Annotated in this window: 24 protein-coding genes; 11 read left to right on the top strand and 13 right to left on the bottom strand. The window is 36.2% G+C overall.

Features of this window, described 5'->3' with window-relative positions; translation table 11 throughout:
• Positions 1 to 104: 104 nt before the first annotated feature.
• The 8 genes from tsf to EV200_RS14935 form a co-directional block, all read right to left on the bottom strand.
• Positions 105 to 950: a translation elongation factor Ts gene (tsf, locus tag EV200_RS14970; RefSeq protein ID WP_132534005.1), complete on the bottom strand. Its 846-nt coding sequence runs from the start codon at positions 948 to 950 to the stop codon at positions 105 to 107.
• Between the two features lie 128 nt (positions 951 to 1,078).
• Positions 1,079 to 1,912 (bottom strand): 30S ribosomal protein S2, encoded by an 834-nt coding sequence (rpsB, locus tag EV200_RS14965; protein WP_029287679.1) that lies wholly within the window; start codon positions 1,910 to 1,912, stop codon positions 1,079 to 1,081.
• 18 nt (positions 1,913 to 1,930) lie between these two features.
• Entirely contained in the window at positions 1,931 to 2,317 is a 387-nt protein-coding gene (gene rpsI / locus EV200_RS14960; protein ID WP_029287678.1) for a 30S ribosomal protein S9, read from the bottom strand.
• Between the two features lie 3 nt (positions 2,318 to 2,320).
• Complete coding sequence (gene rplM, locus EV200_RS14955) at positions 2,321 to 2,764, bottom strand: 50S ribosomal protein L13 (RefSeq protein ID WP_131557562.1); 444 nt, start codon at positions 2,762 to 2,764, stop codon at positions 2,321 to 2,323.
• Between the two features lie 362 nt (positions 2,765 to 3,126).
• Positions 3,127 to 3,957, bottom strand: coding sequence for a hypothetical protein (locus EV200_RS14950; RefSeq protein ID WP_132534003.1), 831 nt, complete (start codon positions 3,955 to 3,957; stop codon positions 3,127 to 3,129).
• Positions 3,958 to 4,153: 196 nt separating this feature from the next.
• The gene (locus EV200_RS14945) at positions 4,154 to 5,704 is read right to left on the bottom strand and encodes an Rne/Rng family ribonuclease (protein ID WP_132534001.1); all 1,551 of its coding nucleotides are present in this window, start codon (positions 5,702 to 5,704) and stop codon (positions 4,154 to 4,156) included.
• Between the two features lie 286 nt (positions 5,705 to 5,990).
• Positions 5,991 to 6,869 carry a tetratricopeptide repeat protein gene (locus tag EV200_RS14940; protein ID WP_132533999.1) on the bottom strand — a complete coding sequence of 293 codons (879 nt, stop codon included), beginning with the start codon at positions 6,867 to 6,869 and terminating at the stop codon, positions 5,991 to 5,993.
• Positions 6,870 to 6,879: 10 nt separating this feature from the next.
• Positions 6,880 to 7,182, bottom strand: coding sequence for an HU family DNA-binding protein (locus EV200_RS14935; RefSeq protein ID WP_010601128.1), 303 nt, complete (start codon positions 7,180 to 7,182; stop codon positions 6,880 to 6,882).
• Between the two features lie 169 nt (positions 7,183 to 7,351).
• Here EV200_RS14935 and mutY point away from each other — a divergent pair, with 169 nt between their 5' ends.
• Together mutY and EV200_RS14925 are read left to right on the top strand one after the other, a co-directional pair.
• Entirely contained in the window at positions 7,352 to 8,398 is a 1,047-nt protein-coding gene (mutY, locus tag EV200_RS14930; RefSeq protein ID WP_132533997.1) for an A/G-specific adenine glycosylase, read from the top strand.
• A gap of 69 nt (positions 8,399 to 8,467) precedes the next feature.
• Positions 8,468 to 8,908 (top strand): single-stranded DNA-binding protein, encoded by a 441-nt coding sequence (locus EV200_RS14925; protein WP_132533995.1) that lies wholly within the window; start codon positions 8,468 to 8,470, stop codon positions 8,906 to 8,908.
• A 56-nt stretch (positions 8,909 to 8,964) separates the two neighbouring features.
• On the opposite strand, the gene glmS is transcribed toward EV200_RS14925, so the two are convergent.
• The 3 genes from glmS to EV200_RS14910 all read right to left on the bottom strand — a co-directional run bounded on the left by glmS (position 8,965) and on the right by EV200_RS14910 (position 13,157).
• Entirely contained in the window at positions 8,965 to 10,803 is a 1,839-nt protein-coding gene (gene glmS / locus EV200_RS14920) for a glutamine--fructose-6-phosphate transaminase (isomerizing) (RefSeq protein WP_132533993.1), read from the bottom strand.
• Positions 10,804 to 10,928: 125 nt separating this feature from the next.
• Entirely contained in the window at positions 10,929 to 12,311 is a 1,383-nt protein-coding gene (locus EV200_RS14915; protein WP_132533991.1) for a DUF4270 domain-containing protein, read from the bottom strand.
• Positions 12,312 to 12,332: 21 nt separating this feature from the next.
• A complete protein-coding gene (locus EV200_RS14910) occupies positions 12,333 to 13,157 on the bottom strand; it encodes a glycogen/starch synthase (protein ID WP_029287661.1) in 825 nt (274 codons plus the stop codon).
• 149 nt (positions 13,158 to 13,306) lie between these two features.
• Here EV200_RS14910 and panC point away from each other — a divergent pair, with 149 nt between their 5' ends.
• The 4 genes from panC to EV200_RS14890 all read left to right on the top strand — a co-directional run bounded on the left by panC (position 13,307) and on the right by EV200_RS14890 (position 16,948).
• Positions 13,307 to 14,152 carry a pantoate--beta-alanine ligase gene (panC, locus tag EV200_RS14905; protein WP_132533989.1) on the top strand — a complete coding sequence of 282 codons (846 nt, stop codon included), beginning with the start codon at positions 13,307 to 13,309 and terminating at the stop codon, positions 14,150 to 14,152.
• 99 nt (positions 14,153 to 14,251) lie between these two features.
• Positions 14,252 to 14,602, top strand: a complete 351-nt coding sequence (gene panD / locus EV200_RS14900) for an aspartate 1-decarboxylase (protein ID WP_132533987.1) — start codon at positions 14,252 to 14,254, stop codon at positions 14,600 to 14,602.
• Positions 14,603 to 14,606: 4 nt separating this feature from the next.
• The gene (locus EV200_RS14895; protein WP_132533985.1) at positions 14,607 to 15,602 is read left to right on the top strand and encodes a lysylphosphatidylglycerol synthase transmembrane domain-containing protein; all 996 of its coding nucleotides are present in this window, start codon (positions 14,607 to 14,609) and stop codon (positions 15,600 to 15,602) included.
• A 206-nt stretch (positions 15,603 to 15,808) separates the two neighbouring features.
• Complete coding sequence (locus tag EV200_RS14890; protein WP_132533984.1) at positions 15,809 to 16,948, top strand: acyl-CoA dehydrogenase; 1,140 nt, start codon at positions 15,809 to 15,811, stop codon at positions 16,946 to 16,948.
• A gap of 136 nt (positions 16,949 to 17,084) precedes the next feature.
• On the opposite strand, the gene EV200_RS14885 is transcribed toward EV200_RS14890, so the two are convergent.
• A complete protein-coding gene (locus tag EV200_RS14885) occupies positions 17,085 to 17,429 on the bottom strand; it encodes a phage holin family protein (protein WP_132533982.1) in 345 nt (114 codons plus the stop codon).
• A gap of 16 nt (positions 17,430 to 17,445) precedes the next feature.
• Here EV200_RS14885 and EV200_RS14880 point away from each other — a divergent pair, with 16 nt between their 5' ends.
• The 4 genes from EV200_RS14880 (at position 17,446) to infB (ending at position 22,863) form a co-directional block, all read left to right on the top strand.
• A complete protein-coding gene (locus tag EV200_RS14880; RefSeq protein WP_132533980.1) occupies positions 17,446 to 17,877 on the top strand; it encodes a hypothetical protein in 432 nt (143 codons plus the stop codon).
• Positions 17,878 to 17,998: 121 nt separating this feature from the next.
• Complete coding sequence (gene rimP, locus EV200_RS14875) at positions 17,999 to 18,463, top strand: ribosome assembly cofactor RimP (protein WP_132533978.1); 465 nt, start codon at positions 17,999 to 18,001, stop codon at positions 18,461 to 18,463.
• A gap of 2 nt (positions 18,464 to 18,465) precedes the next feature.
• Positions 18,466 to 19,710: a transcription termination factor NusA gene (nusA, locus tag EV200_RS14870; protein ID WP_132533976.1), complete on the top strand. Its 1,245-nt coding sequence runs from the start codon at positions 18,466 to 18,468 to the stop codon at positions 19,708 to 19,710.
• A 60-nt stretch (positions 19,711 to 19,770) separates the two neighbouring features.
• Positions 19,771 to 22,863: a translation initiation factor IF-2 gene (gene infB / locus EV200_RS14865; RefSeq protein WP_132533974.1), complete on the top strand. Its 3,093-nt coding sequence runs from the start codon at positions 19,771 to 19,773 to the stop codon at positions 22,861 to 22,863.
• Between the two features lie 29 nt (positions 22,864 to 22,892).
• Here infB and EV200_RS14860 read toward each other — a convergent pair whose 3' ends face one another.
• Complete coding sequence (locus EV200_RS14860; protein WP_132533972.1) at positions 22,893 to 23,147, bottom strand: helix-turn-helix transcriptional regulator; 255 nt, start codon at positions 23,145 to 23,147, stop codon at positions 22,893 to 22,895.
• 33 nt (positions 23,148 to 23,180) lie between these two features.
• Between EV200_RS14860 and EV200_RS14855 the strand changes: the two genes are divergently transcribed.
• A complete protein-coding gene (locus EV200_RS14855) occupies positions 23,181 to 23,411 on the top strand; it encodes a S41 family peptidase (RefSeq protein ID WP_132533970.1) in 231 nt (76 codons plus the stop codon).
• Positions 23,412 to 23,611: the final 200 nt, after the last annotated feature.

Here is a 23,611-nt window from a genome sequence, read left to right as displayed (position 1 = left end):
TTTTGTTTTTACTCGTCAAAGGTACTAAGTTGCCAGAATAATTTGGGCAAAAAAAATCCGGTTAACGCTGTAGCTAACCGGATTTTATATATTATTTTAAGTGCTTATGCACCTAACTGAACACGTTTGAAAGCAGATACTGTTAAACCTTTAGACGTATTATCTAAGAATTTACGAACATCTACTGAACTGTCTTTAACAAACTCCTGGTTTAATAAAGTACTGTCTTTGTAGAATTTGTTCAACTTACCCGCAGCAATTTTTTCAACCATTTCTTCTGGTTTGCCTTCTTGACGGATTACGTCTTTAGCAATTTCGATTTCACGTTCAATAGTAGCAGGATCAACACCGTCTTTATCAACAGCAACTGGGTTCATTGCAGCAATTTGCATTGCAACATCTTTACCAGCTTCAGTAATATCTGCACCATTAGCGCCTTCAAATACTACTAAAACACCCATTTTGCCATTTGAATGGATATAAGAAACGATTTTTTCACCAGATACATTTGCGTACTCTTGAATAACGATTTTCTCTCCGATTTTACCGGTTAGTTCTGTTATAGTTTCGGCAACTGTACGACCATCTTCTAAAGTAATCGCTGATAATTCTTCAATAGAAGCAGGATTGTTGGCAACCGCTGCTGCTAAAACAGTTTGGGCTAAATTACGGAAATCTTCAACTTTAGAAACTGGCTCAGTTTCACAAGCTAAAGCAACTAATTTACCATTTGTGCCGTCTGCTGAAACATTGATTGATACTAGACCTTCAGAAGTTGCATTACCAGAACGAGCGGCAGATACCTTTTGACCTTTTTTGCGCAATAAATCAACAGCTGCTTCAAAATCGCCATTAGCTTCTACTAAAGCTTTTTTGCAATCCATCATACCTGCACCAGTTTGTTGGCGCAATTTGTTTACATCAGCGGCAGTAATTTGTACTGTAGACATTTTATTTCCTTTTTAAAGTTTAAAATCTTGTTATAACAATTACAGGTTACAAGTTACAAGTGCTAAGTTAAACTCATGTTAAGCCAACTTAAAACCTGAAACCAGTAACCTGCAATTAAAAAATATTACTATTCTTCTGTTTTAGTTTCTTCTGATGAAGATGCTTCAACTTCAGCTTCAGCAGTTTTTTTACGTCTTGGTTCTTTAACCTCTGGCGCATCAGCTGCAGCTTTAGCCGCTACTGCTTCTTTTTCTGCTTCATCATCTTTCTCGCGTTTACGTTCATCTAAACCTTCTTCAATTGCTTTGATAATTACATCAGTAATTAAAGAGATTGATTTAGTTGCATCATCATTCGCTGGAATAGGGAAATCGATATTTGAAGGATCAGAGTTAGTATCAACCATCGCAAAAGTAGGGATGTTTAATTTTAACGCCTCAGTAACTGCAATGTGTTCTTTCTTAACATCAATTAAGAATAATGCTGCAGGTAAACGGTTTAAATCAGCAATACCACCTAAAAGTGATTCTAATTTAATACGCTCACGTTGAATCATCAAACGCTCTTTCTTAGATAAGATTGAATAAGTACCGTCTTTAGTCATTTTATCGATGTTAGACATCTTTTTGATTGACTTACGAACAGTAGCAAAGTTAGTTAACATACCACCTAACCAACGCTCGGTTACGAAAGGCATATTTACTTTCTTAGCTTGTTCAGCTACGATTCCTTTTGCTTGTTTTTTTGTTGAAACAAATAAAACTTTACGTCCTGATTTTACGATTTGTTTAATCGCAGCCGCAGCTTCTTCAGTTTTAGTTAATGTTTTATTTAAATCTATAATGTGAATTCCATTACGCTCCATGAAAATGTAAGGAGCCATTTTTGGATTCCATTTACGGGTAAGGTGACCAAAGTGTACACCTGCATCCAATAAGTCTTGATAAGTTGTTCTTGCCATTGTCTTTGCCTCCTGTGATTAACGTTTACTGAATTGGAATTTCTTACGGGCTTTTGCACGTCCTGGTTTTTTACGCTCAACCATACGCATATCACGCGTCATTAGGCCTTTAGCACGTAATGCAGGTTTTTTCTCCGCATCTAGTTCAACAATCGCTTTAGCAATAGCTAAACGAACAGCTTCTGCTTGTCCTTTTACTCCACCACCTTGAACATTTACAGTGATATCATAACGACCAGTAAGTTCAGAAACTTCTAAACTTTGGTTTACGATATATTGCAAAGGTAAAGTTGGGAAATATACTTTGTGGTCTTTACCGTTAACGGTAATTTCGCCAGCACCATCTTTTAAGTAGATACGTGCAACAGCTGTTTTTCTTCTTCCTGAAGTGTTAGTAACTGACATTTCTTAAAGTTTAATGGTTTTTGGAGATTGAGCTGAATGTGGGTGGCTTTCACCTGCATACACAAAAAGATTAGTGTATAATTTTTTACCCAATTTAGTTTTCGGTAACATACCACGTACCGCTTTCTCGATTACACGTTGAGGGTGTTTCGCCATTAACTCTTTTGGAGAGATAAAACGTTGACCACCTGGATAACCAGTATAAGAAACATATTGCTTTTCGCTGAATTTGTTTCCTGTCAATTTAACCTTGTCTGCATTGATAACAATTACGTTATCTCCGCAATCTACGTGTGGGGTGTACTCAGGCTTGTTTTTACCACGGATGATCATAGCGATCTTCGATGACAAGCGCCCCAAAATCTCGCCTTGCGCATCAACAACAATCCACTGTTTGTTAACAGTTTTCGCATTGGCCGAGACAGTTTTGTAACTTAACGTATTCACTTGCTTGTATTTAATTTATTAAACAATTTATTATTCCCATTAAAATTGGGACTGCAAAGATAGATAGAAAACTTTTATTATCAAATAGTTGAATGGAAAAAAGTTGAAAGTTATTCGTTAAAGGAGATAGTTTTGATAATTATGAATTTAAATGGCAGGAAAATTATTATTTAAAGCTAAATTATTAATTTCTCTATAAATGATTTTGGTGCTCAGAGGTTAATCTTGAAAAACACTAAGCAAAGTTGAAAGGTTGATCTAGCCTATTATTATTCATTTAAGTTGCTAATAGTATGGTATCTCAACTTGATGCTGGACTATCATCTTAAATTAAAATTATGAAGGATAATGAAATTTAATACTTATGATTTTGTAATTATTGTTGAAACCAAGGAAGGAGTTTCAGTTACAGATAATGTGTAATCTCCACTTTTGTATATCGTTATCTTTCCATTAGCAATTGAAGTCCTTGAAATGTAATTGCCATAATTATTAGATAAATCTGTATAAAATTTAGCAATGACGAAACTTTGATCTGCAAGTGGGTCTGCATTAAGTATTCTAATTTCCTGAAGACCAAGAGTATTATAAGTCAAAGAATATGTGCCAGGAAGAGCAGGGATAAAATATTTTCCTACATATATATTTAAATTTCCTAAATTTTCAAAATAAGAACCGAATTGTACCTGGGGACTGTTATTTGTAAGTGTTCTTAATGCATACCCACTTGTTTTAAGTCGATCAGCATAACTTGCAAATGCCGATGTATAATTTTTATCTAAGTTGGTCCAAACGGTGTTGATGCTATAGTCATTTACAAATCTTAAGATAAGGTCTTTTTCAAGTGAATTTTGATCGTTCTTTATTGTGCACCTAACCTTATAATCACCATTTTGATTGGTCGCACCAAATTTAAATAATAAGTTATTCCCTTCAATTTGTGATGACGTTTCTGATAATTGTAATCCAGTCTGCCCATTTAAGGTAAGTGTAATGTTATCCTTATCAGTGTAATCTTTAAAATAGCGGATACCTAGATATACATCAGAGGATTTGGATTGTAATAAATATTCAGGTGAAATTAATATTCTATCAATTTTTTTCGCGATAACTGTTCTTGGAGCGTCTTCTGTTTTAGAACAAGAAAAAAATAAAATACATATTGCAGTAATTTGAGCGGCGTAATTTTTCATTATAATTGTTAAAGGTATTAAATTTTGCTTATGAGCTAAATTAAAAATTGTCTTTCATATAAACAATGCTATTCTTTTAAAATATCGGATGAGAATAACTTTCAAAATAGTTAACCAATAGCTTCTATCTATTAATCCTTTAAAAGCAAAAAGCCTGAATTTTACAATCCAGGCTTTTCAAAAAATGTTTTTTAAGCTATAATTTTATTTCTTCGTCTTTTGATGAGATAAAATGAAACTCATTTAAATAGTATGATGATTGTGCCTTAACTTTAATCCACTGGCCATATTTAAAAAACCAGCGGCGTTGTAAGTTAAAGATTCCTTTAGTAATGAAAGCTTCAATATAAGGGTGTACGCTTAGTGTTACACCTTTTTCATTTTGCTCACGTAAAATATAATTAAGGTTATTCTCAATATCATCCATTAAAACAATACTTGCTTTAATTTCTCCGGTTCCACCACAAGCCGGACATTTTTCTACCGTAACAATATTCATCTCCGGACGAACACGTTGTCTGGTGATTTGTACCAAACCAAATTTGCTTGGAGGCAAAATAGTGTGTTTGGCTCTATCCAATAACATCAGCTCACGCAAATAATCAAATAGCATTTTACGGTTTGTTGGCTTGTGCATATCGATAAAATCGATCACCACAATGCCGCCCATATCACGCAAGCGCAACTGTCGGGCAATTTCTTTTGCCGCCTCTTTATTTACCTGTAAAGCATTTTCCTCTTGGTTTTCTTTACTGGCCGTACGGTTTCCACTATTCACATCTATCACGTGAAGTGCTTCGGTGTGCTCTACTACTAAATAAGCACCACCTGGTAAGTTTACTGTTTTTCCGAAAGCATTTTTAATTTGCTTTTCTATTCCGAAGTGATCGTAGATGGGTTCTTTATGTTTATAAAGCTTCACGATTTTTTCCATTTCCGGAGAAATATCATGTACATAAGAACGAATATCATCGAACAGCTCTGGCGTGCTCACGTAAACGTTTGTAAAATCAGGATTCAGAATATCACGAATTAACGTAGATGATCTGTCCATTTCTCCCCAAACCCTTTTCGAAGGTTCGGTAGAAGGTACCTTTTTAATGAAGTTTTCCCATTTTGCAATCAGATCTAATAAATCTTTTTGCATTTCAGCAACTCCACGTCCTTCAGAAACGGTTCTGATAATAACCCCAAAATTTTGAGGTTTAATACTTTCAATAATCTTTTTTAAACGATTACGTTCGGTATTACTTTTGATCTTTTTTGATACAGATATGGTATTGGAGAAGGGCACCAGTACCACATACCTGCCGGCAATTGAAATGTCGGAACTTAAACGTGGTCCTTTTGTAGAAATTGGTTCTTTAGCAATTTGTACAGGAAGAAGCATGTTTTTTGCCAGCACATCAGATATTTTGCCTGCCTTATTAATATCGGCTTCCAGCTTTAAATGATCTAATAATGTGCCTGTAACCGAGCCATTACGCTTGATTTTAGTTAGCTTGATTAAAGATTGTACCTGAGGCCCCAAATCAAAATAATGCAAAAAAGCATCTTTTTCATAACCTACATCCACGAAAGCAGCATTCAGGCCAGGCATAATTTTTTTAATGCGGCCTAAATAAATATCGCCTACGGCGTAGTTATTATTGATTTGTTCTTTGTGAAGCTCAACAAGTTGTTTGTCTTCAATCAATGCTATGGTAACTCCGGCAGGAGTCGAATTGATAATTAATTCTTTTACCAACAGCTACAGATTTAAGGCTTTCGCCTATTAACAAATGGATAGTAAACGAGAAAAAAACTTGATATAGCCAAATACTTATGCAATTAAAAAAATCATATAAATACTTTAAACCTCACAGTTTTCACTATGAGGTCTATTAGGCTTTAATCAAAATAAGAATCTATTTTTTCTTATGTCTGTTTTTTCTTAAACGTTTTTTACGTTTGTGGGTAGCCATTTTATGTCTTTTTCTTTTTTTACCGCTTGGCATAGTTTTAAGTTTTAAATGTTTTTATTAATCCGTTAATTAATTTTTATTCTTTAGCTCCGCAACCTTCTTATCAATAAATGAAGATAAGGTAGGATTAGCTGCTAATTTTTTGCTTGATAAATAAGCATCAACTGCTTCTTTATTTTTGCCTAAATTTTCAAGGGCTGTTCCCAAATAAAAGTAAGCTTCAGGTGTAGGTACTATTGCAATTACCGTGTTAAAACGCGGAATTGCTTTATCAAACTGACCTGATTTTATAGAGAAGATTCCTAAATTCATATTTGCTTTTACATTTTTTGGCTCCTTAGCAACTACTTCAAGCAACATTGCAATACCTTGCATTGGTGCACCTAAGCCATTTACTATGGTTACGCCTAATCCTGTTTTAGCTTCAATGTTTGTAGCATCCTTCTCCAATACTTTTTTGTAAGATGTATTCGCTTTCTGCAATAATGCAGGTTGGGCTAAACTATCTTGAGTACTTTCAAACGCTTTCATGAATTGATTACCTGCGGCTAACCATGTTTTTGATGATGGTTCTTCTTGGGCAATTAATTCTAAATAGAGTGCTGAAGGTGTAATTTGCTCCACATCGTCCCATTTCTGAGCCAGTTGTTTTGCCAATTCAATTTTTTCTGCACCCTTTGCACCTTTATAACTATTTTCTAATGCTGTAATATCTGTAGCCAGATTTTTGTTTAGTACGTTTTTTGCAGCTGTAGATGTAGTTTCGATACTGAGTACTGCAGTTGATGGTGTTGATTCTGTTCCAGCCATCTGGCCTTTTTCAGGCATCTTGCCATTCTCTTCTGTTGGCTTAACCAAGCCTTTAATGTCTCTTGTGAATAAAAAAGCAACAAGCAATAAAACTGCTCCAATAATGATGATTTGTTTTGATCTGATGCTGCTATTCATGTAATAAGACTTAAGCTTCTACGCTAATTTTTTTAGAGTTACTTTTAACTTTATCAACAAAAACTTTTGCTGGTTTAAAGCTAGGTACAAAGTGTTCTGGGATAATTATTGCAGTGTTTTTAGAGATGTTTCTAGCAGTTTTTTGTGCTCTCTTTTTAACAACAAAGCTTCCGAAGCCTCTTACGTATACATTTTCACCGCCAATCATACTTGTTTTGATAACTTTGAAAAATGCCTCAACCGTTTCCTGTACGTCAACCTTCTCAATTCCGGTTTTTGTTGATATTTCTGAAATAATATCTGCCTTAGTCATATTTACTGATTTTATATATATTGTGTTTTAATATTATAACTGTTTTGGGGTTGCAAAAGTATTGCTTTTTAATGAGATAGGGAAATAAAAGATGATTTTTTTATCAGTTAAGATATCAGCTAAATGCAAGTTTTTTTTTAATCCAATAAATACGCCGTAATTTGCACCAATGACATTCCAAGCTGAACTGATAAATTGGTATCAAAATAATAAAAGAGATCTGCCCTGGAGGCACACGAATGATGCTTATACCATTTGGTTATCAGAGATTATACTTCAGCAAACAAGGGTAGAACAAGGCTTGCCCTATTTCAATAAATTCTTAGAAAATTTCCCTACAGTAAGTGATTTTGCATCGGCAACTGAAACGAAGGTGCTTAAGCTTTGGCAGGGGTTAGGCTATTATTCAAGGGGAAGAAATATGCATGCAACTGCTCAGGCTGTAGTTAATCATTATAATGGAATATTTCCTGTGAACCATGATGAGCTCATCAAGTTAAAAGGAATTGGAGAATATACAGCAGCGGCTATTTCATCTTTTTCATCTGGTGAAGCAAGGGCAGTTGTTGATGGAAATGTATTTAGGGTTTTAGCAAGGTACTTTGGAATTTCAACGCCGATCAATTCTCCGGTTGGTAAAAAGGAATTTTATAAGTTAGCGAATGAATTGCTTGATCAAGATGATCCGGCTACTTATAATCAATCCATTATGGAGTTTGGGGCCATTCAATGCAAGCCTAAATCTCCAAATTGTAGCATATGCCCCCTTAACCAAACTTGCTATGCTTTTATGCACCAACAGGTGAATTTATTGCCAGTTAAAATCCGCAAGGCTGCGCAAAAGCACCGTTATATGAACTACTTTATTTGTGAAAATGAGCAAGGAGTTTTAGTCCGTGAACGGCAGGCAGGGGATATTTGGCAACACCTTTTTGATTTTCCTTCTATAGAAGCTTTGGAAGAAGTAACTTTAAATAGTGCTTCATTCGCCCAAAAAGTTTCTGATACTTTTGGGAAAGAAGCACAGTTTACTCTTCTTGCGAGTAAAAAACATATTTTAACGCACCAAATTATCCATTTGCATTTTTTCTCTTTAAAAAATTATATATTTAACTTTAGTAAACAAAAGGAACTTAAGTGGGTTTCTTTAATAGAATTAGATGAATTGCCACAGCCAAAAGTTATTCATGATTTCATCACGGATTATCTTTTATAAAAAGGATGGACTAACTAACCATTTTGTGAAGATCATTTAAAATTAAAAAAATCTAACCAAAAAATATTTATGTCTGGCATTAACAAAGTGATTTTAGTGGGCCATCTGGGTAAAGACCCAGAAGTACGTCATTTAGATGGTGGCGTTACCGTTGCAAGTTTTCCGCTTGCAACTTCAGAGACCTACAACAAAGATGGAAAACGTGTAGAACAAACAGAATGGCACAATATTGTATTGTGGAGGGGGCTTGCTGAAGTGGCTTCAAAATATTTACAGAAAGGCAAGCTTGTTTATATTGAAGGAAAATTAAGAACAAGATCTTTTGAAGATAAAGAAAAAGTTAAAAAATATGTAACTGAAATTGTTGCTGAAAATTTTACGATGTTAGGTAGAAAAAGCGATTTCGAGCAAAGTCCTGTCGCTCCGGTTCACCAGAGCCCGGTTGAAAATAAAATCGATGATGAATTTACGATCGGACCATCAGATGAAAATGGTGATTTACCTTTTTAAAATCCTGATTAAACAAAGAAAGCTACTTTTCAAGTAGCTTTCTTTGTTTAAGTATATTATTCAACCGTTACCGATTTTGCCAGATTTCTTGGCTGATCAATGTTACAACCTCTCATTACTGCAATATGATAAGATAGTAATTGTAGTGGTATGGTAGCAAGAAGTGGTAAAAATGCTTCATTTGCATCAGGAATTTCAATACAATAATCTGCCATTTTCTTTACTTCGGTGTCACCTTCGGTAACAATGGCAATCACTTTTCCTTTTCTGGCTTTAACTTCCTGAATGTTGCTGATTACCTTTTCGTAAGATGAATTCTGAGTGGCAATAAAAACCACTGGCATTTCTTCATCAATTAATGCGATAGGACCGTGCTTCATTTCGGCAGCAGGATAACCTTCTGCATGGATATAGGAAATTTCCTTTAGCTTCAATGCACCTTCAAGAGCAACAGGGAAACCGCTTCCACGGCCTAAAAACAAGCAGTTTCGTGAATCTTTGATTTTTTCTGCAACTTCTTTAATGATGTCATTTGATTCCAGTGCTTTCTGAATTTTTTCAGGAATGTGATCCAACTCGGTTAAGAGTTCAATCATTTTCGAAGCCGTAATGGTACCTTTTTGCTGCGCCATATAAAAGGCCATTAAAGTTAACACGGTAACCTGTGCGGTAAATGCCTTTGTAGATGCTACGCCAATTTCCGGACCTGCATGTGTATAAACCCCCGCATGTGTAAGACGGGGAATGGATGCACCAGCCACATTACATATTCCAAATATGGTTGCGCCACGTTCTTTAGCCATTTCAATAGCCGCCATTGTGTCGGCTGTTTCTCCAGATTGGGAAATGGCAATTACCACATCCTTCTCTGTAATAATTGGATTTCGGTACCGAAACTCAGAAGCATACTCTACCTCTACAGGTATCCTGGCGTATTCTTCAATCAGGTATTCGCCAACTAAACCCGCATGCCATGAAGTTCCGCAGGCTACAATGATAATTCTATCGACGTTTTTTAGTTTCTCCGCAAACTCTTTAATCCCGCCCAATTGAACCTTTCCTTCCCCGGGATAAATACGCCCTCGCATACAATCTTTAATGGACCGTGGTTGTTCGTAGATTTCTTTTAGCATAAAATGTTCGAAACCACCTTTTTCCAACATTTCCAATTTAAGCTCAAGTTCCTGAATCAGCGGAGTCTGAACAATATTATCCAATTGCTTTACTAATAGATCATCTTTGGTAACTAAAGCAATTTCGCCATCTTTTAAATAAATTACATTTTTAGTGTATTCAATAATTGGAGTAGCATCAGAGGCGATAAAATATTCGCCTTTACCAACACCAATTACCATCGGACTGCCTTTTCTCGCTGCAATTAAGCGATCTGGATGATCTTTATCCATAATAACGATTGCGTAAGCCCCGCTTACCTCATGCAAGGCCAGGCGAACCGCTTCCAGCAAATCTATTTTTTCAATTTTTTGTATTTCTTCAATTAAATGGATCAGTACTTCTGTATCCGTATCACTTTTAAATTCGTGTCCGCGGCCAATTAATTCTTCTTTTAGTGTAGCATAATTTTCAATGATACCATTATGAATAATCGATAGTTTTTCATTAGCTGAAGTATGTGGATGGGAATTACGGTCTGATGGTACACCATGAGTTGCCCATCTGGTGTGTCCCATTCCAATGGTACCCGTTCGGTCTTGGTCTGCAGCAAAATCTTCCAAAACGGCAACCTTACCAGCCTTTTTATAAATATTTTGGCCGTTCTCATTTATCAATGCTATTCCAGCACTATCATAACCTCTGTATTCTAATCTTTTCAGGCCTTTCAATACAATTGGCCAAGCCTCTCTATAACCGATGTAACCTACTATTCCACACATAAATTTGGGGTATTTCTAAAGTCGACGAATATACTAAACAAAGATTGTTTAGTGCCAAAATAATTTTTTTGACATAAAAAAAACCTCAGCATTTTGTGCTGAGGTTTTTAGAAGATTAAAACCTGTTAATTTATTTTCGTGTAATAAATATTCAGCTTTATTTTATTTGGTGTGTTACCAAAAGATCCAATAACAGATCTTCCTGCAGACGTAGCTGATGGCGTAATCTGAAATTCGCTTGTAGAAGTTGGTGCTAAAAACGTTCCGTAATCAGTTATCGTTTTATCAATTAAACCCTGTACATAAGAAGTAACACTAAATACATACCTGTTTTTTGTTGAATCGAATGCGCCTCCAAATAATGCTTCTCCGCCAGAGCTTACCAGGTTTGTATAATCTGGTAAATCAGCCGGCTGTTCTGCAATATCCCAACGGTATAAACCTATTTTTTCTGCTGGGGCAAATGGGTTTGTAAAAGACCCTGTACTTAAGTCTACTACTAATTCCGCTTTATTTACAACTACTTTCCCATAAGTATTAGTGAAGTTCGCAAGATCAGGAAAAGATATTTTAGTCTTTACTCCAACCAATGCCTGTAAATAAGTTACATTATATTGTGTAGCCGGGTTGCTTATTTGTGTTTGAATATCCGTACCCGTATAATCATGTTTGATATTGGCAGTAACTGCAGAACTTGCAGTTGAAATCGGGAAATTAACCGAAACCGTATCAATCCCATTGGAAGTATTTGGTTTTTTATAAACCATCTGCACATATGAATTTGATGCAGCGAAATCTATAAAGGCCACGCCACCCCCGGCAATAGTTGAAGAAGTTTTATTGATCTCAGCATATAAACCTTTAAAGTATTCTGCAAATTTTGCATTAGTTGTAAAGGTAGCTGCAGGTTGAGCTAGAATAGTATTCTGAATAAATGCTTTATTTAAAGGAATTCTGATCTGGGCTTTTACTGTTTTCACTGTATCCTTACCCGAAGAAACAACATCAGTAATTTTGATGGGTGTTTTAGGGAATATCTTACTGTTAAAATTACCCAATAAAGTGCTGTTGTGTGCCTGTACATCAGAACTTTTGAAGTTTGTAATTCTATTGGTCAGCTGGTAAACATCAATACTGTATTTAGAAGTAGTGGTATCTCCATAAAACTGCGTCCCAATGTTTAAAACCAAAACCGCAGAGTCGAGGGTAGAGTTGGTGCCAAAATCCTGGGTTAACGTGGAAGGAGGATTTACCGTCATGGCCAGGCTGGCCTCTGTTTTTCCAAAGGTTGGATCAACCATGTAGCCTATTGGATGTTGAGTTAAAGTGTTGGTGGCAATGTCGTTTTCTTTAATAGTTTGTGAGGTTATCCGCTCACTATTTACCAAAGTACCTTCAATAGCCGCATTAGGATCAACATCTAAGCCAACAGCACCTGGGTTTTTACACGATGCAAAAAGAAAAAGACTTATCAACAGGGTTAATAAGTCTTGTTTTGTAAATTTCATATTTAAAATAATAATACCTGATTAAGCAACTGAAACCAATTCATCATTTGAAATTTCTTCATAAAAAGTATAGAAGTTTTCAAAATTATCGGTTAAGTTAAAAGCTAATGTTGGTTTATTAGAATCTTTAACAAATTTTAACACAGCAGAATCAAGATTTTCGTCCGCTAAAACCACTGCATCAGCGTGTGTTACAGCACCTATATGCATGCTATTGCAATCTGCAGCGGCGAAAGCTTTAGTATCTTCTTCTGTCATGTTAGCCATTACAGCTTTCGTGGCAAACTTGGTATTTAAGTTTTCTGTAAAACCATCTTCATAAATGGAATATACCACTTTAGAGTTTTTAAATGTAGGATCGTTTTTATAGGTAGTTTTAATGTAAGCCGGAACTAAAGCACTCATCCAACCATGGCAGTGAACGATATCTGGTGCCCAACCTAATTTTTTAACTGTTTCCAATGCACCTTTGCAAAAGAAAATAGTGCGCTCGTCATTGTCATCAAAGAATTTTCCACTTGCATCTCTGAAGACTTGCTTACGTTGAAAATATTCTTCGTTGTCTAGAAAATAAACCTGCATACGTGCAGCTGGGATGGATGCTACTTTAATAATTAAAGGATTGTCATTGTCATCAATAATGATGTTCATTCCAGATAAGCGGATTACTTCGTGTAAACGATTTCTTCTTTCGTTGATGTTGCCGAACTTTGGCATCAAGATGCGGATTTCGAATCCTTTTTCTTGCATGGCCTGTGGTAGTTGACGAGTGATTTCAGAAATTTTAGTAAGCTCGAGGAAAGGCGACATCTCGTGTGTAACAATCAGCAGCTTCGTTTTTGCCATCTCCATATGATAAGAAAATATTAAGTTAAATAAAAGATAATGAGCTGCAAAGGTAAGCATAATAATACTATTTATCAATATGGCAAGCATTTGTTTGGTTTCATTTAGATTAATTTACACCTTTACGGTTTTAATTTAGATAGACCAAATTGGAAATATTTAAAACCAAGGCAAAGCTTAAGGCCTTTTTAAAACCGTTAAAAGAATCTGGTAAAAAAATCGCTCTTGTACCTACCATGGGGGCCCTGCATAATGGCCACATTTCTTTAATTAAACTTGCTCAGCAATACGCTGACATTATTATCTGTAGCATTTTTGTAAATCCAACTCAATTCACAGACCCGAAAGATCTGGAGAAGTACCCCCGTCCCATTGAACACGATTTGGCGATGCTTCAAAGTGCTGGTTGTACTGGTGTGTTGATGCCAACTGTAGAGGAAATGTATCCGGCTGAAGAAAATGATCAATGGCACATTGACCTAGGTAAAGCAGAATTTTTATTAGAAGGTGAATTTAGAAAAGGCCATTATCAAGGTGTTACGCAGATTGTAAAGAAGCTTTTTGATGCTGTAGAACCTGACGTGGCGATGTTCGGTCAGAAAGATTTTCAGCAGGTGCTGATGATTGGAAATATGGTAAAGTATTTCGATCTTCCTATTCAGATTGTTACTTGCCCAATTATTCGTGAGGATGACGGTTTAGCCATGAGTAGCCGGAATATCCATTTATCTGCGGATGATCGTAAACATTCATTGGTATTAAGTAAGTCTCTTCAATTTGTAATGGATCATTTTAATGAATACTCAATTTTAGAACTGGAAGCAAAAGCAAAAGACTTTTATAAAAATATAGAAGGTGTAGAGTTGGATTATTTTACCATTGCCAATGGGCATACCTTAGAACCGGCTGCCTCAAAAGAGGAGGAAAATCTGGTGGTATTGGTTGCTGCGAAAGTGGGATCCACAAGACTGATTGATAATGTGATTTTAAAATAATGAATGAATGTTCTGGAGTATCTGAATAGCTCTATCGTTTCTAACTTTATCATCTACTAATTCTCTCATTCATTCTAACATTATTACTAACTTTGCCAAATGATTATTACCATATTAAAATCGAAAATACATCGTGTTAAAGTAACACAAGCTGAACTAAACTACGTTGGCAGTATTACGATAGATGAAGATTTGATGGATGCGGCAAATATTATCGCAAATGAGAAGGTGCAGATTGTTAATAATAATAATGGTGCACGTTTCGAAACTTATGTGATTACAGGAGAGCGCGGTACAGGAACAATTTGTTTAAATGGTGCAACTGCCCGTTTGGCTCAATTGGGTGATGTATTAATCATCATGTCATATGGCAGCCTTCCAATAGAGGATGCGAAAAAATATAATCCTATTCTTGTTTTTCCTGACGACAATAATCATTTGCTGAAATAAAATTGTGACATTCGACCTCAAAACGGCAATAAAATACCTCATCATGTTTTTGATTGGAATGGGGATTTTATACTTAGCATTTAGAGGACAGGATTTATTTAAGATTTGGCAGGAAATTAAAACTGCTAAACTATATTATGTAGCGATTTCATCATTTTCTGCATGGCTTGCCTATGTGCTTCGTGCATTAAGGTGGCAAATGCTTTATCGTTCTATTCATTATGAGGTGGGTTTCTCCACTGCTTACCATGCTGTAATGATAGGCTATTTGGCTAATCTTGCCTTGCCTCGCTTTGGTGAAATTGTTCGCTGTTCAGCTATTCATAAAACAACGAAAGTTCCGATCTTTGCATCCCTCGGTACCGTTATTACAGAAAGACTTTTTGATGTTTTAGTGCTTCTTTTAGGAGGGTTAGCCTTATTTATTTTCCAATATGACCTGGTGTCAAATTTTCTTCAAAATATCATTTATCACCATATTGAAGAGAAATTGAAGCAAATAAATTATAGATGGTTATTGATATTGGGCTCATTCTTGATTTCAATCATTGGCATTTTAATTTATATACTGCGCAGAAAAGTAGGCAAGAAATTTTTAAGAATTTTTGTAAGCCTTAGGCAAGGATTTGGGTCGTATAGCAAAATGAAAAGAAAACGCAAATTTCTACTATATACCATAGGAATTTGGAGTCTTTACCTGCTTTCCATGTACTTATGCTTTTCCGCTCTTGCAGTTACTAAGAATATGCCAATAGATGCTGCATTTACTGCACTCATATTTTCAGGCTTTGCTATGGCCGCTCCGGTACAAGGCGGTATAGGGGTTTTTCATTGGATGGTTGGGCAATCTTTAGTTTTATATTCAATTTCTTTTAAAGATGGATTAGCCTATGCCACTATCATTCATTCGTCGCAGGTATTGATTATTCTTGTTTTAGGTAGTATAAGCCTGTTCAGAATGATCGCTTCTCACAAAAAGGAGCTCGGAACTCATCATTAACAGGTTTTTATTCATTTATCTATTATAGCGATAAATACTAATGATGCTCAACATGACTTTTAATAATCTTTTTAGAAAGATATCTACATGTATAGAACAATCATATTGTAAAATATATAAGTTTTTGAATAAAAAATTACTATGCAGCCATAGTAATTTTCAATTAGAAATGCTACATTTGGTTTAAACCTTTTATACATAATGTTATGCATTTTGAATTAAGTGAAGAACAATTGATGATTCAACAAGCTGCCCGCGATTTCGCACAGCAGGAGTTGAAACCAGGTGTAATTGAGCGCGATGAGCATCAAAAGTTTCCTGCAGAGCAAGTAAAAAAACTTGGAGAACTTGGTTTTCTGGGGATGATGGTTAGCGAGAAATATAATGGGAGTGGACTTGATGCCATTTCTTATGTTTTGGTGATGGAAGAACTTTCTAAAATCGATGCATCTGCATCAGTTGTGGTTTCGGTAAATAATTCTCTGGTTTGCTATGGTTTAGAAGCTTACGGAAGCGAAGAACAAAAAGAAAAATATTTGAAGCCCTTAGCCTCTGGTGAAAAGATTGGTGCATTCTGTCTTTCAGAGCCCGAAGCAGGATCTGACGCTACCTCTCAACGTACAACTGCCGAAGATAAGGGTGATTATTATTTATTAAATGGTACTAAAAACTGGATCACGAATGGCGGTACAGCTTCAACCTATCTGGTTATAGCACAAACTCATCCGGAGTTAAGGCATAAAGGAATCAATGCCTTCATTGTAGAAAAGGGAATGGAAGGTTTCACTGTTGGACCAAAAGAAAACAAATTAGGAATTCGTGGCTCTGATACCCATTCCTTAATGTTTAATGATGTTAAAGTGCCTAAAGAAAATAGGATAGGAGAAGATGGTTTTGGGTTTAAATTTGCCATGAAAACATTGGAAGGTGGTCGAATTGGAATTGCAGCGCAGGCTTTAGGAATAGCTCAGGGTGCATTCGAATTGGCAACACAATATGCTAAAGAAAGGAAATCTTTTGGGAAACCTATTTCAGAACATCAAGCCATCGCATTCAAATTGGCTGATATGGCTACGCAAATTGAAGCCGCTAGGTTACTGGTGTATAAAGCGGCATGGTTAAAGGATCAGGGATTGTCATATACACAGGCGGGCTCAATGGCTAAATTATTTGCCTCAAAGGTCGCTATGGATGTAACTATTGAAGCTGTGCAAGTACATGGTGGGTATGGATTTGTTAAAGAATATCATGTTGAACGTTTAATGCGTGATGCGAAAATTACCCAGATTTATGAAGGAACATCTGAAATACAGAAAATGGTCATTTCAAGAGAAGTGATTCGCTAAATTTAGTCTGAAGTCGAAAGTCTGTAGTCTTAAGTCTAACTGACTCAAGACTACAGACTTTTTTGTTTTATCGAAGAAGCCTTTCGACTAACAATTTTGGACTAAAGACTCTTGACTAAAGACTCTAAACTCCCAACTATTCTTTCTCTCCTGCAACAGCGCCAAAAATCGCTTTGATTAAAGCTACGATAATCGCTAAAAATGCAGCAGCAAAAAAACCAGAAGTATTGAAAGAGGTCATCATGCTGTCTACTAAAAGGATCATTAAAACAGTTATAATAAAGGATACCAGGCCCAGTGTTAAAAAGTTAATAGGGAAGGTTAGTAACCTCAAAATAAATCCAATTGTTGCATTTGCAAGTGCGATTAAAACGGCTGCCACAAGTGCGCTCATAAATCCTGTTACTTCTACACCAGGTACAAGTTTCGCCCCGATAAAAAAGGCAAGTCCCATCAAAAGAACTTCAATAATTAATCTCATAATGTTAAATTTGTTAATGTTTAAAAGCTTTTATATATTTTTAATAGTTGCGCTATTTGCACTGTCTTTGGTTTCTTGTTCTGGTACAAACAAAAAACCAATCATTAAGTTTTCAAAGGATAGTGCATCAATAGTAATTAAAAATCTCGATAAAGCAAGCTTGTTAAAGGTTAGAGATGCGTTTGCTGTAAATGCTGATTCTAATCAACTCGTTACAGTCTTAATTAAACCAGGCGAACAGGATAGTTTACAGGATGAAATTTTGGTTAATGGGAAAACTAATTTAATTGGAGATTCCATTGTTTTTAAGCCAGATTTACCTTTTGTAAAAGGAAAGGATTATGTAGTTGAAAGTTTAATAGGCGTTGAATTTGCGACGGTAGAAAAAATAATTTTAGGTCAGGTTAAACAAAGCCTGCAGCCCCAACGGCAAACACTTAAACGGTAATAATCAGCATAATAATTAACCTGAGTATTTGATTTTATAGAAAATATACCTACATTTGCATTGTAATCGAAGAAAAGAGAAGGGGACAATGTCCCCTTTTTCTATGAAATTGGGTTAAAATATGCAGGTAGAAAAGAGAGTTGCAGTTCTTGTTGAAGAAAAGATAGCAGATCGGCCAGAGCTTTTTCTGGTAGAAGTGAAAATGTTGCCAAACCATAAGTTAATTATTCATGTTGATGGCGATGAGGGTATTAGTATACAAGATTGCGTTGCCATAAGCAGGCATGTAGGATTTCATTTAGAAGAAGAAAATGTAATTGAGCAGGCTTATAATTTAGAGGTTTCATCGCCTGGTGTAGGCGAGCCACTAAAGTTAAATCGCCAGTACATTAAGAATATAGGCCGTACCTTAAGTATAAAATTAAAGGATGGGCAAAAAAAAGAAGGAAAGCTTCTGGAGGTTACAGAAGAGAACTTGTTGCTGGAAGAATCGGTAAAAGAAAAAGGAAAAAAAGCGGTAAATGTTCAAACAACTGTGCCGTTTAATGATATATTAGAAACAAGTGTGTTAATTTCATTTAAATAAAAATGAGTACTACAACAATCAATTTAATCGACTCTTTTCAGGAGTTTAAAGATTTTAAAAATATAGATCGCCCAACGGTGATCAGTGTGTTGGAAGAAGTTTTTCGTAGTATGTTGCGTAAAAAATACGGGACAGACGAAAACTGTGATGTAATTGTGAATCCTGATAATGGAGATTTAGAGATCTGGAGAACCAGAAAAGTAATGGAAGACGGGTTTTCTGAAGATGATGATTTAGAAATTGAACTTGCTGAAGTACATAAAATTGACCCAAGTTTAGAAGTTGGTGACGATTATATCGAACAAATCACTTTAGAAAGCTTTGGGCGGAGAGCGATTTTAGCTGCCCGCCAGACTTTGGTTTCTAAAGTATTGGAATTAGAAAAGGATGAAATCTTCAAAAAATATAAAGATCGCGTAGGTGAAATTATCACAGGTGAGGTTTATCAGGTTTGGAAAAAAGAAACTTTGGTTTTAGATGATGAAGGTAATGAGCTTTTGCTACCTAAAACAGAGCAGATTCCTGCAGATTATTTCAAAAAAGGTGATTCAGTAAGAGCTGTAATTTCTAAAGTTGAAATGATTAATGCGAATCCAAAAATTATTATTTCAAGAACAGCGCCTGAGTTTTTACAACGCTTGTTTGAACTGGAAGTTCCTGAAATTTTCGATGGTTTAATTACTGTGAAGAAAATTGTTCGTGAGCCAGGAGAACGTGCTAAAGTTGCTGTAGAATCTTACGATGATCGTATTGATCCGGTAGGGGCTTGTGTAGGTATGAAAGGATCTCGTATCCATGGTATCGTTCGCGAATTGAAAAACGAAAATATTGATGTGATTAATTTCACAAATAATATCTCATTATATATCACCCGTGCTTTAAGCCCGGCAAAAATCACCTCTATTAAATTAGATGATGAAACTAAACATGCTTCGGTTTATTTAAAACCAGATCAGGTTTCATTAGCTATTGGACGTGGCGGACATAACATTAAATTAGCTGGTAAATTAACTGGTTATGAAATTGATGTTTACCGTGAGGCTGGAGAAGAAAGTGACGAAGATGTGGATTTGGAAGAATTCTCAGATGAGATTGATAGCTGGATAATTGATGAATTAAAGGCTATCGGGTGCGATACTGCTAAGAGTGTTTTGGCACTTACAGTGGAAGATTTGGTAAAACGCACAGACTTAGAAGAAGAAACCATTAAAGAAGTGGTTCAGATTTTACAGTCAGAATTTGAATAAGTGGTGTAATTGCCAAATAAACACTACTTTTGTATTATATTAAAAAATAACAGGAGCTAAATGTCAGACGACAAACCAATCATTTTAATTAAAGCTATTAAGGAACTTAATATAGGCATGGGTACGGCCGTTGAGTTTTTAAACAAAAAGGGATTCTCTGCCGAGAAGAGCCCGATGTTTAAACTTACGGGAGACATGTATAGTGCCTTATTGAAAGAGTATCAGGGAGATAAGATCGTAAGAGAAGAAGCCAAGCAAATAGTGATTGGTAAAATACGTCGTGACGAGCCTGAGACTGAAAAACCAGTAGAAGCGCCGAAGAAGAATACCGATTTTGAGAAAAATGAAGAGGTTCTGATTAAGAATACTCAAACATCTACTCCTCCGGTAGAAAAACCTAAGGTTGTTGAAACCCCTAAGGTAGAAACTCCGGTACCAACTCCTGCGGCAGCAGCGCCAGTTGCACCTGCTAAGGCAGAAGATAAAATTGAAGAAAGCGGATTACCAGGGGTGAAAATTGTAGGAAAGATCGACTTAAATGATCTGAACTCAAAAACACGTCCTGTTAAGAAAGAGGAAACTCCTGTAGCTCCGGCACCTACGCCTGCGCCAGCTGCAAAAGCACCAGAACCAGTGAAACCTGTAGAACAACCAAAAGCTGAAGAAAAACCAGTGGAGGTTAAAAAAGAGGAAGCTCCTGTAGCTCCGGCACCTACGCCTGCGCCAGTTGCAAAAGCACCAGAGCCAGTAAAACCTGTAGAACAACCTAAAGCTGAAGAAAAACCAGCAGAGGTGAAACCTGCAGAAGTTAAGCCAGCAACTAACGAGCCTGAGGTAATGAAAGCCCGTACCGTTAAGTTAACTGGTCCGAATATCATTGGTAAAATTATTTTACCAACCACTCCGGATAGAAGAAACGGTCCAGTGGCATCATCTAGCGATAGTGAAGCTGCTAAACGTAAACGCAAACGTAAAAAAACTCCAGGAGCCCCAGGGCAGCCAGGTCAACATGGTGGTCAGGGTCAGCAAGGACAAAATCCTCCAGGCCCGGGTCAACCAGGTGCATCGGGTACTCCTCGTGCGCCTTATCAAGGCAACAGGCCGGGTGGTGGTACTCCATACCAGGGAAACAGACCAGCCGGACAAGGTGGAACTCCTTACCAGGGAAATAGAAATAACAACAGACCAGGTGGTTTCCAAAATAGAAATGCTACACCAAGCGGACCTAAAGAAGAGCCAACTGAGAAAGAAATTCAAGATCAGATCAAAGCAACACTTGCTCGTTTAAGTGGAGCTGGTAAATCTGGTAAATTTGCTCAACGTGCTAAATTGAGACGTCAGAAACGTGATGATGTTGCATTTAACGCAGAAGAAGCCGCAAATGAACTTGAATCTCAATCTAAAATATTAAAAGTAACAGAATTTGTTACAGCGAATGAGTTAGCAAGCATGATGGATGTACAGGTGACCAAAATTATTGGTACTTGTATGAGCTTAGGTATGTTCGTTTCGATTAACCAACGTTTGGATGCGGAAACTTTAACCATTGTTGCTGATGAATTCGGTTATGAAATTCAATTCGTTAAACCGGATGAAGATGAAGAAAATGTAATTGAAGAAGAAGACAACGAGGCAGATTTAATCGAAAGAGCTCCGGTTGTTACGATTATGGGTCACGTCGATCACGGTAAAACTTCATTGCTAGATTATATTCGTAAAGCGAATGTGGTTGCTGGTGAAGCAGGTGGTATTACCCAGCACATCGGTGCTTATATGGTAACTACACCAACCGGTAAAAAAGTAACCTTCTTAGATACGCCTGGTCACGAAGCCTTTACAGCGATGCGTGCCCGTGGTGCTAAAGTTGCCGATATTGCAATCATCGTAATTGCTGCGGATGATGCGGTGATGCCGCAAACAAAAGAGGCCATTAACCATGCACAGGCTGCTGGTGTTCCATTGGTTTTCGCTTTTACTAAAGTGGATAAACCTGGCGCAAATGCAGATAAGGTTCGTGAGCAATTATCTGTAATGAACATTTTGGTTGAAGATTGGGGTGGTAAATATCAATCACAGGAAATCTCAAGCAAAAGTGGATTAAATGTTGATTTACTTTTAGATAAAGTATTATTAGAAGCTGAGTTATTAGAACTTAAAGCTAACCCTAATAAAAGAGCTACAGGTTCAGTTATTGAATCTGCATTAGATAAAGGTCGTGGTATTGTAACTACGGTATTGGTTCAGGCTGGTACATTAAGGGTAGGTGATCCGATTTTAGCTGGTAGCTTTAGCGGTCGTGTTAAAGCATTGACTAATGAGCGTGGTGCTAAAGTAGAATCTGCAGGTCCATCACAACCAGTACAAGTATTGGGTATGCAAGGTGCACCTACAGCAGGTGATCGTTTCAATGCATTGGAAAGTGAAACTGAGGCACGTGATATTGCAAACAAAAGAATGCAATTACAACGTGAGCAGGGATTACGTACACAGAAACACATTACATTGGATGAGATCGGTCGTCGTTTGGCTATCGGTAACTTTAAAGAACTTAACATCATTGTTAAAGGTGATGTGGATGGTTCAATTGAAGCATTAGCAGATTCATTGTTGAAACTTTCGACTGAACAAATTCAAATCAATATCATCAGTAAAGGTGTTGGTCAGATTTCAGAGTCTGATGTATTATTAGCTTCAGCTTCTGATGCGATCATTATTGGTTTCCAGGTTCGTCCATCAACTGGTGCGCGTAAATTAGCTGAACAGGAGCAAATCGATATTCGTTTATATTCTATCATATACGATGCGATCAATGAGATTAAATCTGCGATGGAAGGTATGTTAGATCCAGAATTTGAAGAGAAAATTGTAGCTAACGTTGAAATTCGTGAGACTTTCAAAATCACTAAAGTAGGTACCATTGCAGGTTGTATGGTATTAGATGGTAAAATTACCCGTAATAGCAAAATCCGTATCGTTAGAGATGGTGTTGTGGTTTACACTGGTGAATTAGCTTCATTAAAACGCTTTAAAGATGATGTAAAAGAAGTGTTAAAAGGCTACGAGTGTGGTTTAAACATTCAAAACTTTAATAACATCGAAGTTGGTGATATTGTAGAAGCTTACGAACAAGTAGAAGTAGCGAGAAAATTGTAATTAGCTATTAAATAGATATACCTAGGGCATCAATAATATTGATGCCCTTTTTGTTGTATTGGAATGATTTGATTCTTATTAAATTTTGATTGAAGAATAATTTCGTGAATGGGGATTTCATACAAATCGGCTATTTTCCTTAATTGGGAGAGGGCAAAATCAACATCATTATTTTCCCATTTTCTATAAGCGACTCTACTTATTCCTATGATATTGGCTACGTATTGCTGGGTGTATTGGTGATCATCTCGATACCTTCTTAAGGTATTTCCTATATCTAACATTTTGAGAACAGATAATTATTAATTTCCGTGCAAATGGCATCAGCTAGCGAATTACTTATCTATTGTTTGAAACCTTATTTTAATGTTAAATTAATAGGAGAACGAACATACGGAAAACCAGTTGGCTTCTTTGGTGTAAATATTGATCAATATATTATTTACTTAAGTAGTTTCTTAATCAAGATTGCACAAGGTTGGTCTGTTTATTTTACTAGGATGGAACTCAATATTCCGGTAGCTCTTCCTTATAATCCCATCTTGTGAGATTCTTAATAATTAGGTTTAAAAAAGCTATTTCTGCGATTAATAGTAAATTCAATTTAGAATCGAAAACTAAATTAGGTATCCAAATCAATAAAAATGGTTCAGCAAATATCTCCCTCAAGCAATTGAATGCTTAAAAAATATAATGTTTTTTTATTACTACGATTTTTATAGATATTCGCAAAACATTTATCAAGCTG

Origin of the sequence: Pedobacter psychrotolerans (assembly GCF_004340665.1) — a bacterium.
Classification (GTDB): domain Bacteria; phylum Bacteroidota; class Bacteroidia; order Sphingobacteriales; family Sphingobacteriaceae; genus Pedobacter; species Pedobacter psychrotolerans.
Note: the sequence above shows the minus strand (reverse complement) of the source record. Positions and strands in the feature narration are given on the sequence as shown.